Source organism: Protaetiibacter larvae, assembly GCF_008365275.1.
GTDB lineage: Bacteria > Actinomycetota > Actinomycetes > Actinomycetales > Microbacteriaceae > Homoserinibacter > Homoserinibacter larvae.
The window spans coordinates 2,228,636-2,244,353 of the sequence record NZ_CP043504.1 but is presented as its reverse complement, the minus strand read 5'-3'; the positions used below and the strand labels follow the sequence as shown (position 1 = coordinate 2,244,353).

The following is a 15,718-nucleotide window of genomic DNA, read 5'->3' as shown; positions in this document are numbered from 1 at the left end:
CGGCAAGCTTGCTCTTGATTGACTACTCGTGCGAGAGTAGTGCCATGTCGTCCATCCGCCTCTACATCCTCGGCGCGCTCGTCGACGAGGGTGAGATGCACGGTCACCAGCTGCGGCGCCTCGCCGAGCAGGAGCACGTGCAGCTGTGGACCGACATCTCGGTCGGCGCGCTCTACGGCGCGCTCAAACGCCTCGCGGCCGACGGCCTCATCGAGGAGGCGCGCACGGAACGCGACGGCGCGTACCCGGAGCGCCAGGTCTGGCGGGCGACCCCCGCCGGCCGTGCCGAACTCGCGCGGCTGCGGGTCGAGACCCTCCATGAGGTCGTCCTGCGGCCCGACCCCGTCGATCTCGCGCTCTCGCGCCTCGACCGCGACCGCCTCGACGAGCTGCCCGAGCACATCAAGGCCCGCCTCGTCGAGCTGCGCGGTCGCATCGCCGAGCGCGAGGCCACCATCGAGCGCATCCGCATCTACCTGACCCCCATGGAGCTGTTCGTGCTCCAGCACACGATCCACCGGCTGCGCGCCGAGGTCGACTGGCACGAGCAGCTCACCCGCCGACTCCCCGAGCTCATCGCCGACGAGCTCACGAGAAAGGACCCCTCATGACCGACACCCCCGTCGCCCCCGCCACGGTCCCCGCCGTGCCGCGGAAGGCCTGGCTCGCCTTCGCCGTGCTCATCCTCGGCGTCGCGATGGGCATGCTCGACACGACGATCGTCAACGTCGCACTCCCCACCATCCGCACGAGCCTCAGCGCCGACGAGGCCACCCTCTCCTGGATCATCGCCGGCTACGCCCTCGCCTACGGACTCGTGCTCATCCCCGCGGGCCGCATCGGCGACCGCTTCGGGCACAAATGGGTGTTCATCGTGGGCCTCACGGGCTTCACGGTCGCGAGCCTGTTCTGCGGCATCGCGGCGGACGGCGGCCACCTGGTGATCGCGCGCGTCGCCCAGGGGCTGTTCGGCGGCATGTTCTTCCCGCCCGTCACCGCGCTCATCCAGCTCATGTTCCCGGGGCGCGTGCGCGGCACGGCGTTCGCCATCATGGGGGCCGCGATCGGCGTCTCGACCGCACTCGGCCCGATCGTCGGCGGCCTGCTCATCGAGGCGCTCGGCGACGCGGAGGGATGGCGTTCGATCTTCTTCGTCAACCTGCCGTTCGGCGTGCTCGCGGTGATCGCCGCGATCCTCATCCTCCCCTCGGGCGCCGAGGGCGCGGATGCCAAGGGCGCCGACTGGTTCGGATTCCTGCTGCTGGGCGGCGGTCTCGTGGCGATCCTCGTGCCGCTCATCGAAGGCCAGGACCAGGACTGGCCGCTGTGGACCTGGCTGTCGCTCGCCGGCGGTGTCGTGCTCATCGTGCTGTTCGCGCTGTGGGAGGTGCTCCTCACCCGCCGCGGCCGCACCACGCCGCTCGTGCCCCCGCACCTGTTCAGCCACCCGGCCTTCACGGGCGGCGTCGTGCTCGCGCTCGTCTACTTCGCGGCGTTCACGAGCATCTTCTTCACGATCTCGATCCTCTGGCAGGCGGGCCTCGGCCACACCGCGCTCGAGTCCGGGCTCGTGTCGATCCCGTTCGCCCTCGGTTCGATCGTCGGCGCCTCGCAGAGCGACCGGATCGCGCACCGCTTCGGTCGCACCGCGCTCGTGATCGGCACCGGGCTCGTGTCGCTCGGGCTCATCGCGGTGTGGCTCGTGCTGCTGCTGGTTCCGGCCGCCGACCTCACGAACTGGGAGCTGCTCGCGCCGCTCGCCGTCGCGGGCATCGGATCGGGCCTGTTCATCGCGCCCAACGCGCAGTTCATCGTCGCGACGGTGGACCGCGCGGAGGCGGGTGCGGCATCCGGGGTCATCGGCACGATGCAGCGCATCGGCTCGGCGATCGGCATCGCGGTGATCGGCTCGGTGTTCTTCGGCACCCTCGACATCTCGGGGCCGACGGATGTCGCCTCGTCGTTCGCCGAGAGCGCCGCGCACGCGATGCTCGTCTCGGCGATCTTCGCGGTCGCCGCCTTCGCCCTGGTCTTCGTGCTCCCGAAGCGCGTCGACCGCGGTTACGAGATCCCCTCCGCCGAGTAGCCGTCTGCACAACGCTGCAGCGTTATGCACTTCTCCCATCGCATAACGTGGGGGCATGGCGTATCGCGTGGTCGTGACAGGGGCGAGTTCCGGGATCGGGGAGGCGACGGCCCGCTTGTTCGCCGCCCACGGCTGGGAGGTGATCGGCGTCGCACGCCGCGCCGACCGGCTCGCGGCGCTCGAGGCCGAGGGCGTGCTCACCCCGATCGTCGCCGACGTGACGGATGCCGCCGACGTGGCGCGGCTGCGCGCCGAGGTCGGCGACACCCTGCACGCCCTCGTCAACAACGCGGGCGGCGCGGTCGGCGCGGAGTCGATCGAGGACGGCGACCCCGAGGACTGGCGCGTCATGTTCGAGACCAACGTGCTCGGCACGCAGCGTGTCATCGCGGCCCTGCTGCCGGCGCTGCGCACCGGCTCTCGGGACCGCGGCGTCGCCGACATCCTCGCCGTCACCTCGATCGCCGGCCACGTCGTGTATCCGGGCGGGGGCGGCTACAACGCCGCCAAGCACGCCGAGCACGCGCTCATGGCGGTGCTGCGGCTCGAACTCGGCGGCGAGCCGCTGCGGGTGATCGAGATCGCGCCCGGCATGGTGAAGACCGACTTCTCGCTCGTGCGCTACCGCGGGGATGCGGCGGCCGCGGACGCCGTGTACGCGGACGTCGTGAACCCGCTCGTCGCCGAGGACATCGCCGAGGCGATCGTGCACGCCGCCGAGCTGCCCGCGCACGTGAACCTCGACCTGGTGACCATCAAGCCGGTCGCGCAGTCGGCGGTGCGCACGATCCACCGCGGCCCGCTCACGCCGCGGAGCTGAGCTCCGCGGCGGTCCCCGGTTCGGCGGGCGTCTCGGGCTCGACGTCGGCGAAGGCGAGCTTGGGCACGAAGAACAGCAGCACCATCGCCACGAGTGCGCCGCCGCCGCAGATCGCCCACACCGTCAGGTAGCCGGCGAGCGGTGCGACCGTGCCGGCCACCTCGGAGGCGCCCGTCACGAGCACGACGCCGAAGATCGCGGAGGCGAAGGCGCCGCCGATCGTCTTGGTGGTGTTGGTCATGCCCGACGCCACGCCGGTCTGCCCGCGCGGAGCCGCCGCCGCGGCCGCCGCCGGGAGGGCTGCGACGAGCGCACCGGATCCGATGCCGGCGATCGCCATGTTGGCGACCACCTGCCAGGTCTCGAGGTGGAACGGCAGGAACAGCAGGTAACCGAGCGCCACGAATGCGGTCGCGAGGATGAGCGAGAACCGCGGGGCGAGACGTCGCGACACGGCCGCGAAGGCGAGCGCGCCGACGATCATCGACACGAGATACACCCCGATGAGGTTCGAGCGGGCGTCGGTGTCGAGCCCGAGACCGTAGCCCACCGAGGGGTCGGTGCCCGCGTAGGTCGCGAGCGGCGCCTGCGCGCCGAGCACGCTGATGCCGAACAGTCCCGCCGTGACGAGCACGGGCCACATCGTCGGCTGCCTCATGACGCGCAGATCGATCGCGGGATCGGGATGCCGCAGCTCCCAGACGCCGAAGCCGACGAGCACCCCGAGTCCGATCACGATGAGGCCCACGGTCGCGAGCACGCCCGCGGCCGAGCTGTCGAGCCGGATCCAGCCGAGCCCGACCATGATGACGACGAGCCCCACCGACAGCAGGAGGAAGCCGATGCCGTCGAGACGCCGCCCCGGAAGCGGCTCCGACTCCGGCACCCCGAAGAGGATCGCGAAGAACACGAGCGACACGACGACCGCGGGCACGAAGAGCGTGAGCATGATGTCCCCGCCGAAGGCCGCCAGCACCCGGCTCGCCCCGAGCGCACCGACGATGGCGCCCACCTCGAGCGCCACCACGAGGAAGCCCGCCGAGCGACGGGTCTGGGAGGCTCCGCGACCGGTGCGTCGCCCGCGGTCGAAGATGAGCGCCACCTCGAGGGGCAGCCACACCACGTAGAACGCCTGCAGCGCCCAGGCCAGCAGGAAGGTCGTGAAGGTCGTCGTCGTCGCGAGCCACCAGGTGGCGCCCGCGGTGAGCGCGGTCGTGATGAGCAGCATCCGCTTGTGGCCGAACATGTCGCCGAGCTTCGCGAAGATCGGCACCACGATCGCCGACAGCAGCAGCTGCGCCGCCTCGAACCAGTTGAAGTCGCCGTCCTTGATGCCGAGGTGGTCGACGAGATCCGGGATGAGGGGCACGTAGAAGCCCTGCAGGATGCCGCTCGTGAGCTCGACGAGGAACAGGAAGCCGACGAGGGAGAAGGTGATCGCGCCGACGCTGGCGCCACGGGTAGGCATTCTCGGATGCTAGTGCTGCGCGGGCTCGCTACCGTGGTGCCATGACGGACGACGAGCGCGAGATTCTGGACTGGGGGCTGTTCGGGCGGGCATCGCGGGAGCTCGCCGAGGCGATCGCGGGCGACGGCTTCCGTCCCGACGCGATCGTCGGCATCGCCCGAGGCGGGCTTCCGCTCGCGGGCGCCCTCGGCTATGCGCTCGACGTGAAGATGATCGGCACCCTCAACGTCGAGTTCTACACGGGCGTCGAGTCGCGCCTCGATGAGCCGGTCGTGCTGCCCCCGACCCTCGACCGCGAGTCGCTCGCCGGCAAGCGCATCCTGCTCGCCGACGACGTCGCCGACTCCGGCCGCACGCTCGACCTCGTGCTGCAACTGCTGCAGGCGGGCGGCGGCGAGGTGCGCACCGTGTGCCTCTACTCCAAGCCGGGGACCGTGCACGAGCCGTACTACACCTGGCGGCGCACCGACCGGTGGATCATGTTCCCGTGGAGCTCGGCCGGCCCGGTCGCCTACCCCGCCGAGGCGGTCTCGTGAGCGTGCATCTGGTGGGCGGCGGATGGTCCCCGGAGGGCGATCCCGAGGTCACCTCCGCGTTTCTCGCCGAGGCTGCCGCACGCGCCGCGGGAAGCGGGCGCATGGTGCCGCGCATCGCGGTGCTCATCGTGGTGGACGACGGTTCGCCGTCGGCCGAGTACCGCAGCGGGTACCCGGAGTCGTTCCGGCAGGTCGCGGCATGCGAGCCGGTCGTCTCGATCATCCCGAGCGGGGAGGAGTTCCCGGCCTCCGTGCTCACCGCCATCGACGGGCTCGTCATCGGCGGCGGGCTCACCCCCGCCTACCTCGCCGCGGTCGACCCGCTCGTGGAGGAGATCCGGCTGCTCGTCGCCGACGGCCTCCCGTACCTCGGCTTCTCGGCGGGCGCCATGATCGCCGCGGATCGCGCGCTCCTGGGCGGGTGGCGCATCAACGGTGTCGCGGTGTGCCCCGAGGAGGCGGCCGAGGACCTCGACGAGGTGACCGTCGCCGAGGGGCTCGGGCTCATCGATCTGGCGGTCGACGTGCACGCCGTCCAGTGGGGCACCCTGTCGCGGCTCATCGCGGCGACCGAGGCGGGGCTCGTCGACGGCGGCGTCGGCATCGACGAGCGCACGGTGCTCGTCGTCGCCGACGAAGGCTTCGCGGTGTTCGGCGAGGGCAGCGTCTGGCAGGTGCTCGACGAGCCGGCCGGCGTCATCGTCGGGACACTCGGCGCATGAGCGGCCCCCGGCCGCTCGCCGAACTCGTCGACCACGGCTGGGCGCAGGCGCTCGAACCCGTCGCGCCGCAGATCGCGCGGATGGGGGAGCTGCTTCGCGCGGAGGTCGCTGCCGGCCGCCCCTACCTGCCCGCGGGCGCGAACGTGCTGCGCGCCTTCGCGGCTCCGCTCTCCGAGGTGCGGGTGCTCATCGTCGGCCAGGACCCCTACCCGACCCCGGGGCACGCGATCGGGCTCTCCTTCGCGGTCGACCGGCACGTGCGCCCCATCCCGCGGAGCCTGCAGAACATCTACCGGGAGCTCCGCGACGACCTGGGCATCGCCCCGCCCGAGCACGGCGACCTGTCCGGCTGGTCGGAGCAGGGCGTCATGCTGCTCAACCGCGTGCTCACGGTGCGTGCCGGTTCGCCCGGATCGCACCGCGGGATGGGCTGGGAGGCGGTCACCGAGCACGCCATCCGGGCCCTTGTCGCACGCGACGCGCCGCTCGTGGCGATCCTCTGGGGGCGGGACGCCGGCACGCTGCGCCCCCTGCTCGGCGCGACCCCCGTGATCTCCTCCGCCCACCCGAGCCCGCTGTCCGCGCACAACGGCTTCTTCGGCTCTCGCCCCTTCAGCCGCGCCAACGCGCTGCTCGCCGAGGCGGGCGGAGCGCCGGTGGACTGGGATCTGGGCCGGGCCGGATCTCCGCCGAACGGGGGAGGACGCCGCCCGGTCGACGCGGATACCGTGAAGCCATGACAGGTGCCGTCATCGAGGTCGCGAACCTCACGAAGAGATTCGGCGGCACGACCGCCGTCGACGAGTTGAGCTTCCGTGTGGAGCCGGGGGTCGTCACCGGCTTCCTCGGCCCCAACGGGGCAGGCAAGACCACGACCCTGCGTTCGCTGCTCGGGCTCGTGCGGCCCACGAGCGGCCGGGCCACCTTCGACGGGCGCGCGTACGCCGAGCTCGGCGACCCGCTGCGCGTCGTCGGCACCGCCCTCGAGGCCTCCAGCTTTCACCCGGGGCGCACCGGGCGCGACCACTTGCGGGTTGCGGCCGCGGCGGCCGGCATCGCCGCGTCGCGTGCCGACGAGGTGCTCGCCTGGGTGGGCCTCGACGGCGCCGGTGACCGGCGTGCCGGAGGCTACTCGCTCGGGATGCGGCAGCGCCTGGGCCTCGCCTTCGCCCTGCTCGGCGACCCGGGCGCCCTCGTGCTCGACGAGCCGATCAACGGACTGGACCCCGAGGGCATCCGCTGGATCCGCGGCTTCCTCAAGGCGCTCGCCGCCGAGGGTCGCACCGTGCTCGTCTCCTCGCATCTGCTGAGCGAGGTGCAGCAGACCGTCGACCGGGTCGTCATCATCTCGCGCGGGCGACTCGTGCACGAAGGCACCCTGGACGCACTCGAGACCGGTGCGCGCGTGCTCGTCGACTCGCCCGACCGCGCCGGGCTCGCCCGGGCGCTCGCGGCGGCGGGCGGCGATGTGCAGAGCGCCGACGACGGCCTCCACGTCGCGGGGCTCGACGCCACGGCGATCGGCGCCCACGCGCTCGCGGCCGGGGTGGCCTTGAGTCTCCTCGCCCCCGAACGGGAAGGGCTCGAGAACGTCTTCCTGGAGCTCGTCGGCGAGGGAGGGATCCGCTGATGCTGCGCTCGATCCGCTCCGAATACCTGAAGGTCACCACGACACGCATCTGGTGGATCCTCGCGATCATCCTGTTCGGCTACGTCGGACTCACCTCGGCGGGTCTCGCCGCGCTGTTCGGCGGCATCGCGAACGACCCGCAGGGACCGGCGCTGCCGCCCGAGGGCATCCCGCCGCTCATCTACAGCTTCGCCACCTCCGTCGGCTACGTCTTCCCCCTGCTGTTCGGCGCGCTCATGACCACGGGCGAGTTCCGCTACAAGACCCTCACCCCCACCTTCCTCGCGACACCGCGTCGCGCCGTCGTGCTCGGCGGCAAGGTGACCGTGGGGCTCGGGTTCGGCGCGGTCTACGCGGTGGTCGCGCTGCTGGCCTCGGTGGGGCTCGGCGCGATCGTGCTCGTCGCCACCGGAACCGACACCCTGCTGGATCAGGCCGACACCTGGGCGCTCATCGGACGCATCGTCCTCGCGCTCGCGCTGTGGACCGTCATCGGCACGGGGCTGGGGGTGCTCGTGCCGAACCAGGTCGCCACGATCGTCATCGTGCTGGCGTTCACGCAGTTCGTGGAGCCGCTGCTGCGGTTCGCGGCGGCGTTCTGGGACTGGACGGCTGCGATCGGCAAGTTCCTGCCCGGCGCCGCGAGCGATGCGCTCGTCGGCTCCAGCGTCTTCACGATCGCCGCCACCGACGGTGCGGTGATGCAGAGCCTCGAATGGTGGCAAGGTGGACTCGTGCTCGCCTGCTACGCCGCCGTCTTCCTCGTCGCCGGCGCCCTCACCACGTGGCGCCGGGACGTGACCTGATGCTCGAAGAGGAGTACAACCCGCCGCGCGAACTCCCCGCCCATCTGCGCCGGAGGCCCGCGCCGGAGCCCGCCTTCGCCTACAGCATCCGGGATGCCGTGGAGGCCGATCTGCCCGACATCCGGGAGATCTACAACCACTACATCGCGAACTCCACGGTGACCTTCGACGAGGATCCGCAGACGCTCAAGGAGCTGCGCGCCAAGTTCCGGCACAACGCGAAGCTCGGCTACCCGTGGCTCGTGGCCGTGTCGCCGAGCGGGCAGATCCTGGGCTATGCGAACGTCTCGCCCTGGAAGCAGAAGGCCGCGTACCGGTTCACGGTCGAGAACTCGATCTACCTCCGCGCCGCCTCGACCGGCAAGGGGCTGGGCACGGCGCTCATGACGGAGCTGCTGAACCGCTCGAAGCAGGCCGGCATCAAGGAGGTCATCGCGGTGATCGCCGACAAGGGCGCGGAGTCGTCGATCGCCATGCACAAAGCCTTCGGCTTCAAAGAGATCGGGCACATGGGCAAGGTCGGCTTCAAGTTCGGCCGTTGGCTCGGCACCGTGCTCATGCAGAAGAGCCTGAAGTAGCCCTGTCGCCCCGCAGGCGCGGCTGACCCCCGCGGGGATCAGCCGCGCGGCGTGGCCCGGCGAAGCACGAGGTGGGCGATGGCGGCAGCCACGGCGGCCGGGATGATCAGGACGCTCGCGAATCCGAGCGTGCCGAGCGCGTCGAGGGCGCCCCAGAGCCGCAGCCAGCTGCCGGAGAGGGTCAGTGCGGCGATCGCGCCGACGACGAGGATCGCGAGGGCGAGGAAGGCGCTCGTGAGGCCGATCGCCTTCCAGCGGACGAACACGGCGGCGAAGATCGTGCCGGTGGCGAAGAAGAACACCAGCCAGCAGAAGTACACCCACCACTGCGCGAACCAGCCGGCGTCGGTCACGAAGGTGAAGGTGCGGAAGAACTGCCCCTCCAGCCCCCAGCCCCCGGTGAGCTGTTCGACCCACGCGCCGAGCGTCATCACGAGCGCGTAGCCCGCAGAGAGCAGCAGGAAGGCGAGGCCCGAGCCGAGCGAGAACGCCCTGCGGGTGGCTCCGTAGCCGAGGGCGAGAGGGAAGCTGAGGTTCACCGCCTGCACCGCCACCACGAGCATGTAGATGAACACGAACGACAACGCCCCGGTGTAGAGGGTCGGGTCGGCGGCGTTCTCGGCGCCGACCGTCGCGACGATCACCCACCAGATGGCCCAGTTGAGCGCGAAGATCACGGTGAGGATGACGATCGGGAAACCGATCGTGGTCCACGGGTTGGCGACGAGCAGTCGTGCGATCCGCCAGACGCGTGCGAAGGGGGGCGCGACGGGGACGGCGGGCGCGGCGGTGAGGGTGCTCATGGGGTGACTCCGTTCGTGCGGTCGGCGTTGTCGCCGGTGGTGGTGCGGATGACGAGCTGCTGCAGCGACACGGGCGCGAGCTCGAGGCCGGCTGCGCGGGCGGCGACGCGACCTGGTTCGTCGAGTCCGGCCACTGTCGCGGTGGCGAGTCCGCCGAGGCCCGCACGGTGCAGCACCTCTCGGTCGGCGACGAACGCGTCGACGGCGGTGCGCGCCCCGACCACGTCGACCGCGGAGCCGCGCAGGCTGTCGGCATCCGCATCGATGACGATGCGGCCTTCGTCGATGACGATCACATGCTCGAGCAGGTTCGAGACCTCGTCGATGAGATGCGTCGACAGCACGACGGTGCGCGGATGCTCGGCGTAGTCGGCGAGCAGCGTGTCGTAGAAGAGCTGCCGGGCCACCGCGTCGAGGCCGAGGTACGGCTCGTCGAAGAAGGTCAGGGGCGCACGGCTCGCGAGCCCCACGATGACGCCGACGGCCGAGAGCTGCCCGCGGGAGAGCTTCTTCATCCGGCGATTCCGGGGCACCCGGAAGCGTGCGACGAGCTCGTCGGCGAAATCGTGGTCCCAGTTCGCGAAGAACCAGGGTGCGCTGCGCAGCACGTGCTTGACCCGGAAGTCGTCGGGGTAGCGCTGGCTCTCCTTGATGAAGCACACGCGATCGAGCACGCGGGCGTTCTCGACGGGTGACTCGCCGAACACCTCGATCGCGCCGCGGGTGGCGAACTCCTGACCGGTGAGCAGCTGCATGAGCGTGGTCTTGCCGGCCCCGTTGCGGCCCAGGAGCCCGTAGATGCGGTTCTCCTCGAGGGCGACGCCCACCTCGGTGACGGCGTGCACGACGTTGCCGCCGAAGCCGTAGCTCTTGCTGAGGCCCTCGGTGCGGATGACGACGCTCATCGTGCCCCCTCCTCGATCATCGCGGCGAGCTGCGCGGGGGTGATCCCGAGCTTCCCCGCCTCGGTGAGCAGTGGTGTCACGAACTGCTCGCGGAACTGGTCGCGGCGCTGGGCCACGAGGCGCGCGCGGGCGCCCTCGGCGACGAACATGCCGATGCCTCTCTTCTTGTAGAGGATCCCCGCGTCGACGAGCAGGTTCACGCCTTTGCCGGCGGTCGCCGGGTTGATGCGCAGGAACGCGGCCAGTTCGTTGGTGGAGGGGACCTGGGTCTCTTCGGGGAGCACACCCGCGATGATGTCGTTCTCGAGCTGCTCGGCGATCTGTTGGAAGATCGGGCGGCTGTCGTCCACGGTTGCTCCTGCGGATAGGTGGTTCATTACTTGAGTAACTAACCAAGCAGGCTCGGGATCGAATGTCAAGGGCTCGATACGCTCGAGACGTGTTCGAGCTGCATCACCTGAGCGCCGTGGAGCAGCTCGACGGCCTGCGACGGGGCGAGTTCACCCCCCGCGAGCTCGCCGAGCACTACCTCGCGCGCATCGAGCGCCTCGACCCCGCGCTCGGGGCCTTCGCCGTCGTCGACGCGGATGCCGCGCTCGCACGCGCCGACGCCGTGGCGTCGAGCCCTCGCGCCGCCGCGCTCTGGGGGCTGCCGATCGCCGACAAGAACCTCGTCGCCCGGGCGGGACGCGTCGCCACCTTCGGCTCCCGCGCCTTCGCCGGATTCGTGCCCGAGACGAGCGACGAGCTCGCGACCGTGCTGGACCGTGCGGAAGCGGTGAGCCTCGGGGCGACATCCGCGCCCGAGTTCGGCTTCCCGAGCTACACCGAGCCGCTCGCCGGCCGCCCCGCGCGCAACCCCTACGCGCTCGGGCTCGGCGCGGGCGGCTCGAGCGGCGGGGCGGCGGTCGCGGTCGCCGCCGGCCTCCTGCCGGTCGCCCCCGGCTCCGACGGCGGCGGGTCGATCCGCATCCCGGCCGCCGCGACCGGCCTCGTGGGGCTCAAGCCCTCGCGCGGGCGCGTGGTCGCCGCCTCCGGGTTCGCGAGCCTCGCCGGGCTCGTCGTCGCGGGGCCGATCGCCCGCAGCGTCGCCGACGCCGGGCTGCTGCTCGACGCGCTCTGCGCGCCGCCCGGCGCCGCCCCCGCCTGGGCGACCGAACCGCCAGGAGGCGACGGCGGGCCGTTCCTCTCGGCCGCCGTGCGAGGCGAGGGGCGCTACCAGCTCGCGGTGACGCGCGACAGCCCGTGGGCGAGCGCGTACGAGCTGCGGGTCGACCCGGCGGCGGATGCCGCGCTCGAACGCGCGCTCGTCGAGCTCGCCGCGATCGGCCATGGCATCGAGGAGCTGCGAATGCCGGAGGAGCCCGGCTACGCCGACGCCTTCCGCGTGGTCTGGCAGGCGGGTGCCGCGACCCTGCCGCTCGACGACGCACAGCTCGAGCTCGTCGAACCGCTCACCCGCTGGCTCGTCGAGCGCGGGCGCGCGCTCGGCGCCCGCGCTCTCGGCGACGCGCTCGCCTGGCTTGCGGGCTTCGAGCGGCGCACCATCGCGGCCTTCGCGCCCTACGACGCGATCGTGATGCCGGCGCTCGCCCTCACCCCGCGGCCGATCGGGTGGTACGACGCGGCGGACGGCGAGCGCAACTTCGCGCAACAGGTGCAGTACACGCCCTTCACGAGCTTCGCGAATGTCGCGGGGCTCCCGGCGATCACGGTCCCCGTCCACGAGACCGCCGAGGGCATCCCGATGGGGGTGCAGCTCGTCGGGCGTCCCGGGGGCGAGCGCACGCTGCTCGCGATCGGCGCGCAGCTCGAGCGGCGCATCGGATGGCAGCGGCGGCATCCGCCCGCCTGGAGCGCCTGAGGCGGGGTCAGCTCGCGGCGACCCCGAGGCTCATCGAGTCGCCGAGCGAGACGAAGGGCTCGCGCGGCGGAGTCGCCGCCGCGGGGGGCGCGGCCGGCGCGTCGAGCAGCGACGGGGGCGAGTCGACCACGGCGGCGACGATGGCGCGGATCGCGAACTCGGTCGAGCGCGCGAGGTCGACGGCGTCGGGGGCGAGCAGCCATTGCACCTGCAGGCCGTCCATGACGGCGAGGATGGCGGCGGCGCCGTCGTCGATCCGACTGCGGTCGCTCACCTCGTGCTCGGCGCAGACCGCCTCGAAGGCGTGCCGCACCTCGCCGCGCAGCGTCGCGTAGCGCTCCTCGAAGAACTCGCGCGCCGGGTGGCCGTCGGTCACCGACTCGGCCGAGAGCACGGCGTAGGCCTGCACGATGCCGGCGCGCTGGCTGTTGAGGAGTGCGGTGCGCACCAGGTGCCGGAACAGCTCGATCCCGTCGGGGATGTGCTGGTCGGCGAGGTGCGCGACGTCGGTCTGGTCGCGGTAGCTGAGCACCTCGAGCAGCAGCCGGTCCTTGGACCCGAAGTGGTGCAGGATGCCCGCGTGGGTCATGTCGACCTGCTCGGCGATCTCGGTGAGCGGGGCCTTGTTGTAGCCCTTGCTGCCGAAGGTCTGCAACGCCGCCTTGAGGATCTCCTCCCGACGGAGGATGGTCTCCTGCCGCATCTTGGGCTCGCGACGACGCGGCGTGGTCATGCGGGCGACTATAGCACCGGCTTACTTACATCTGAGTAAGTGAATGTCCTCCCTTGGCGGGCGCAGAGAGCCTGTCGCCGCGTGAGAGCGATCCCACGACACGCCTGATGACCAGGGAAAAGATCCTTCGGTGCGCGCTCATGTTGCAACTTGCTGACTGGCATGTAAGTATTTCCGCAGCACCCCCCATCTCAACGACGAGGAGTATCACCGTGAGCCATCGCGCCGCACCCGCGCTCGAGCGCGACGGCGACGTCCGGGAACTCCTCCCGCTTCTCACCCTCGAGGAGAAGGTGCGTCTGCTGACCGGGAAGACGGTCTGGCGCCTCCACGAACTGCCCGGGATCGGTCTGCGTTCGCTCACCATGTCGGACGGCCCGGTCGGCGTGCGCGGCCTCGGCGAAGTGCCGGGGGAGACCTCCGCGCTGTTCCCCTCGCCGAGCGCCGTGAGCGCCACCTGGGACCTCGACACCGCGTTCGCGGTCGGCCGCGCGTTCGCGCGGGAGGCCCGCGGCCACGGGGTCGACGCCGTACTCGCCCCGCAGGTCAACATCCAGCGGACCCCGGTCGGCGGCCGGCACTTCGAGTGCTACTCCGAGGACCCGCTGCTCACCTCCGTCATCGGCACCCAGGTGATCCGGGGCATCCAGGATCAGGGCGTCGCCGCGACCGTCAAGCACTACATCGCCAACGACTCCGAGACGGACCGCACCGAGTACGTCGCCACCCTCGACGCGCAGACGCTGCGCGAGGTGTACCTCGCCCCCTTCGAGCACGCCGTGCAGGTGGGCGAGGCATGGTCGGTCATGGCCGCCTACAACCAGGTGGACGACGGCGTCGAGAGCGCGCAGATGACCGACCACCACCACCTCGTGACCGAGCTGCTCAAGGGCGAGCTCGGCTTCGACGGCGTCGTGGTCTCGGACTGGATGGCTACCAAGTCGACCGAGGGATCGGCGCTCGGCGGGCTCGACGTCGTCATGCCGGGCCCCGGCGGGCCCTGGGAGCAGAAGCTCCTCGACGCGGTCCGCGACGGACGCGTCCCCGAGAGCGTCATCGACGACAAGGTCGCCCGGATCCTGCTGCTCGCCCGCCGCGTCGGCGCGCTCGACGTGCCCGAGCGCCCGCTCGACGCCGGCCCCGCGCTCGACGACCTCATCACGCGGGTCGCCGCGCAGTCGACGGTCGTGCTGCGTCGCGATGAGGAGAACCCGGTCTGGGATCGTCCGAGCCCGGCGCGCATCGCGCTGCTCGGCCCGAACGCCGTGCGCCCGCACGTGCTCGGCGGCGGCAGCTCGACCGTGCACCCCGCGCACGTCGTGTCGCCCGCCGAGGGCCTCGTCGCGCGCTTCCCGGACGCCGAGCTCGTGGTGCGCCGCGGGGGCGATTCGCGCCGACTCGCCCCCGACCTCGAGCTCGCCGAGCTCACCGCGGCACCCGACGGCGCGCTGCTCGAGGCGCGCTTCCTCGACGTGGACGGCGAGCTCCTCGAGACCCGCCGCCTCACCTCATGGGACGGCTGGCTGCGCGACCTCGGCGACGAGGTGCACAGTGTGGCCCTCCGCGCCGAGCTCGCCCTCCGTCAGCCCGGCGTGCACCGCCTCGAGGTCGCGACCGTCGGCGGATACCGCATCGCGATCGACGGCACCGTCGTCGCCCAGCACGACGCCCCCGCGGGCGTGGAGGTCATCCTCGACTCCTCGATCAACACCCCCGAGGGCTACGGCGGCGAGGTGGAGATCGTCGAGCCCCGCACCGTCGTGGTCGAGGCAGAGCACCTCGTGATCCGGGCCGGCGGCTACGGCGCGATCATCCGCGCGGGCTTCCGCCACCGCACCCCGGGATCCGACGCCGACACCGAGCTCGCCGAGGCCGTCGAGGCCGCGCGCGGCGCCGAACTCACGGTCGTCATCGTGGGCACCAACGAGGAGGTCGAGTCGGAAGGTTGGGACCGCGCCGACCTCGACCTCCCCGGGCGCCAGAACGAGCTCGTCGAGCGCGTGCTCGACGTCGACCCGGACGCCGTGATCGTCGTCAACGCGGGCGCCCCCGTCCTGCTGCCGTGGCTCGAGCGCGCACGCACCGTGTTGTGGGTGTGGTTCCCGGGCCAGGAGATGGGTCACGCGCTCGCCGCCGTGCTCGCGGGCGACCTCGAACCCGCCGGTCGCCTGCCGTGGACGCTGCCGGCCGACGCCTCCGACGTCCCCGTGCCGCACGCGCTCCCCGGAACCGACCGCCGCGTCGTCTACACCGAGGGCATCCATGTGGGCTACCGCGGCTGGGAGCGCCTCGAGCGCACCCCCGCCGCCCCCTTCGGTCACGGCCTCGGCTGGTCGAGCTTCGTCTACGAGCAGCTCGAGACGCCGGAGTTCACGCCGGCCGGCGAGCTGCGGGTCGCTGTGACGGTCCGCAACACGGGTGCGCGCGACGCGCGCGAGACCGTGCAGCTCTACCTCGAGCCGCCCGCACAGGCGGCCATCGAACGTCCGGTCCGCTGGTTGGCCGGATTCGCTGGAGTCGACGTCGCGGCGGGTACCAGCCGCCGGGTCGTCGTCACCGTCCCTCGGCGCGCTTTCGAAGCCTGGGACGTCGCTCAGGATCGCTGGACTACCGTTGCCGGGGACTACTGGCTCGGGGTCGGGCGATCAGTCCGAGATCTCCACCTGGACACCGCGGTCCAGGTGGGAAACCCCGACGCACAGTAGAGGAGAACACAGCAACTCCGCGGGTACCACCCACCTCTCCGGCACATGCCGGAACCCCAAGA

At 71.7% G+C, this 15,718-nt stretch carries 16 protein-coding genes; 11 read left to right on the top strand and 5 right to left on the bottom strand.

All coding sequences use genetic code 11. From position 1 onward, the window contains the following. Nucleotides 1-44: 44 nt before the first annotated feature. The 3 genes from FLP23_RS10580 to FLP23_RS10570 are packed head-to-tail and all read left to right on the top strand — an operon-like array spanning nt 45 to nt 2,906. Nucleotides 45-611 carry a PadR family transcriptional regulator gene (locus FLP23_RS10580; RefSeq protein ID WP_149325829.1) on the top strand — a complete coding sequence of 189 codons (567 nt, stop codon included), beginning with the start codon at nt 45-47 and terminating at the stop codon, nt 609-611. Continuing rightward, nucleotides 608-2,086, top strand: coding sequence for an MFS transporter (locus FLP23_RS10575; protein WP_149325828.1), 1,479 nt, complete (start codon nt 608-610; stop codon nt 2,084-2,086). Before FLP23_RS10580 ends, FLP23_RS10575 begins: the two co-directional genes overlap by 4 nt. A gap of 55 nt (nt 2,087-2,141) precedes the next feature. Then, nucleotides 2,142-2,906: an SDR family oxidoreductase gene (locus FLP23_RS10570; protein WP_210413854.1), complete on the top strand. Its 765-nt coding sequence runs from the start codon at nt 2,142-2,144 to the stop codon at nt 2,904-2,906. On the opposite strand, the gene FLP23_RS10565 is transcribed toward FLP23_RS10570, so the two are convergent. Then, on the bottom strand, nt 2,890-4,374 hold the full coding sequence (locus FLP23_RS10565; RefSeq protein WP_149325827.1) for an MFS transporter: 1,485 nt from the start codon (nt 4,372-4,374) through the stop codon (nt 2,890-2,892). The genes FLP23_RS10570 and FLP23_RS10565 overlap by 17 nt on opposite strands. A gap of 41 nt (nt 4,375-4,415) precedes the next feature. On the opposite strand from FLP23_RS10565, the gene FLP23_RS10560 reads away from it, so the two are divergent. The 6 genes from FLP23_RS10560 to FLP23_RS10535 are packed head-to-tail and all read left to right on the top strand — an operon-like array spanning nt 4,416 to nt 8,646. Further along, nucleotides 4,416-4,910 carry a phosphoribosyltransferase gene (locus FLP23_RS10560; RefSeq protein WP_149325826.1) on the top strand — a complete coding sequence of 165 codons (495 nt, stop codon included), beginning with the start codon at nt 4,416-4,418 and terminating at the stop codon, nt 4,908-4,910. Then, the gene (locus FLP23_RS10555; protein ID WP_149325825.1) at nt 4,907-5,632 is read left to right on the top strand and encodes a Type 1 glutamine amidotransferase-like domain-containing protein; all 726 of its coding nucleotides are present in this window, start codon (nt 4,907-4,909) and stop codon (nt 5,630-5,632) included. Before FLP23_RS10560 ends, FLP23_RS10555 begins: the two co-directional genes overlap by 4 nt. After that, nucleotides 5,629-6,372, top strand: a complete 744-nt coding sequence (locus tag FLP23_RS10550; RefSeq protein ID WP_149325824.1) for a uracil-DNA glycosylase — start codon at nt 5,629-5,631, stop codon at nt 6,370-6,372. Before FLP23_RS10555 ends, FLP23_RS10550 begins: the two co-directional genes overlap by 4 nt. Next, a complete protein-coding gene (locus FLP23_RS10545) occupies nt 6,369-7,262 on the top strand; it encodes an ATP-binding cassette domain-containing protein (RefSeq protein ID WP_149325823.1) in 894 nt (297 codons plus the stop codon). The genes FLP23_RS10550 and FLP23_RS10545 overlap by 4 nt, the downstream gene beginning before the upstream one ends. Continuing rightward, entirely contained in the window at nt 7,262-8,068 is an 807-nt protein-coding gene (locus FLP23_RS10540) for an ABC transporter permease (RefSeq protein ID WP_149325822.1), read from the top strand. The genes FLP23_RS10545 and FLP23_RS10540 overlap by 1 nt, the downstream gene beginning before the upstream one ends. After that, nucleotides 8,068-8,646, top strand: a complete 579-nt coding sequence (locus FLP23_RS10535) for a GNAT family N-acetyltransferase (RefSeq protein WP_149325821.1) — start codon at nt 8,068-8,070, stop codon at nt 8,644-8,646. The genes FLP23_RS10540 and FLP23_RS10535 overlap by 1 nt, the downstream gene beginning before the upstream one ends. A 38-nt stretch (nt 8,647-8,684) precedes the next feature. Here the strand turns inward: FLP23_RS10535 and FLP23_RS10530 are convergent, their stop codons facing one another. Genes FLP23_RS10530 through FLP23_RS10520 form a run of 3 tightly spaced genes read right to left on the bottom strand, consistent with a single transcriptional unit; the run spans nt 8,685 to nt 10,731 of the window. Then, entirely contained in the window at nt 8,685-9,449 is a 765-nt protein-coding gene (locus tag FLP23_RS10530) for a hypothetical protein (protein ID WP_149325820.1), read from the bottom strand. After that, nucleotides 9,446-10,354, bottom strand: a complete 909-nt coding sequence (locus FLP23_RS10525) for an ATP-binding cassette domain-containing protein (protein WP_149325819.1) — start codon at nt 10,352-10,354, stop codon at nt 9,446-9,448. The genes FLP23_RS10530 and FLP23_RS10525 overlap by 4 nt, the downstream gene beginning before the upstream one ends. Next, nucleotides 10,351-10,731 carry a GntR family transcriptional regulator gene (locus FLP23_RS10520; protein ID WP_149325818.1) on the bottom strand — a complete coding sequence of 127 codons (381 nt, stop codon included), beginning with the start codon at nt 10,729-10,731 and terminating at the stop codon, nt 10,351-10,353. The genes FLP23_RS10525 and FLP23_RS10520 overlap by 4 nt, the downstream gene beginning before the upstream one ends. Before the next feature lie 62 nt (nt 10,732-10,793). On the opposite strand from FLP23_RS10520, the gene FLP23_RS10515 reads away from it, so the two are divergent. Further along, nucleotides 10,794-12,218: an amidase gene (locus FLP23_RS10515; protein WP_149325817.1), complete on the top strand. Its 1,425-nt coding sequence runs from the start codon at nt 10,794-10,796 to the stop codon at nt 12,216-12,218. 7 nt (nt 12,219-12,225) lie between these two features. Here FLP23_RS10515 and FLP23_RS10510 read toward each other — a convergent pair whose 3' ends face one another. Next, nucleotides 12,226-12,951 (bottom strand): TetR/AcrR family transcriptional regulator, encoded by a 726-nt coding sequence (locus FLP23_RS10510; RefSeq protein WP_149325816.1) that lies wholly within the window; start codon nt 12,949-12,951, stop codon nt 12,226-12,228. Between the two features lie 212 nt (nt 12,952-13,163). On the opposite strand from FLP23_RS10510, the gene FLP23_RS10505 reads away from it, so the two are divergent. Continuing rightward, on the top strand, nt 13,164-15,656 hold the full coding sequence (locus FLP23_RS10505) for a beta-glucosidase family protein (RefSeq protein WP_246139966.1): 2,493 nt from the start codon (nt 13,164-13,166) through the stop codon (nt 15,654-15,656). Nucleotides 15,657-15,718: the final 62 nt, after the last annotated feature.

Coding starts and splice junctions, on each gene's coding strand:
- FLP23_RS10580 (WP_149325829.1), top strand. CDS start 45: ATGTCGTCCATCCGCCTCTACATCCTCGGCGCGCTCGTCGACGAGGGT.
- FLP23_RS10575 (WP_149325828.1), top strand. CDS start 608: ATGACCGACACCCCCGTCGCCCCCGCCACGGTCCCCGCCGTGCCGCGG.
- FLP23_RS10570 (WP_210413854.1), top strand. CDS start 2,142: ATGGCGTATCGCGTGGTCGTGACAGGGGCGAGTTCCGGGATCGGGGAG.
- FLP23_RS10565 (WP_149325827.1), bottom strand. CDS start 4,374: ATGCCTACCCGTGGCGCCAGCGTCGGCGCGATCACCTTCTCCCTCGTC.
- FLP23_RS10560 (WP_149325826.1), top strand. CDS start 4,416: ATGACGGACGACGAGCGCGAGATTCTGGACTGGGGGCTGTTCGGGCGG.
- FLP23_RS10550 (WP_149325824.1), top strand. CDS start 5,629: ATGAGCGGCCCCCGGCCGCTCGCCGAACTCGTCGACCACGGCTGGGCG.
- FLP23_RS10545 (WP_149325823.1), top strand. CDS start 6,369: ATGACAGGTGCCGTCATCGAGGTCGCGAACCTCACGAAGAGATTCGGC.
- FLP23_RS10540 (WP_149325822.1), top strand. CDS start 7,262: ATGCTGCGCTCGATCCGCTCCGAATACCTGAAGGTCACCACGACACGC.
- FLP23_RS10535 (WP_149325821.1), top strand. CDS start 8,068: ATGCTCGAAGAGGAGTACAACCCGCCGCGCGAACTCCCCGCCCATCTG.
- FLP23_RS10530 (WP_149325820.1), bottom strand. CDS start 9,449: ATGAGCACCCTCACCGCCGCGCCCGCCGTCCCCGTCGCGCCCCCCTTC.
- FLP23_RS10525 (WP_149325819.1), bottom strand. CDS start 10,354: ATGAGCGTCGTCATCCGCACCGAGGGCCTCAGCAAGAGCTACGGCTTC.
- FLP23_RS10520 (WP_149325818.1), bottom strand. CDS start 10,731: ATGAACCACCTATCCGCAGGAGCAACCGTGGACGACAGCCGCCCGATC.
- FLP23_RS10510 (WP_149325816.1), bottom strand. CDS start 12,951: ATGACCACGCCGCGTCGTCGCGAGCCCAAGATGCGGCAGGAGACCATC.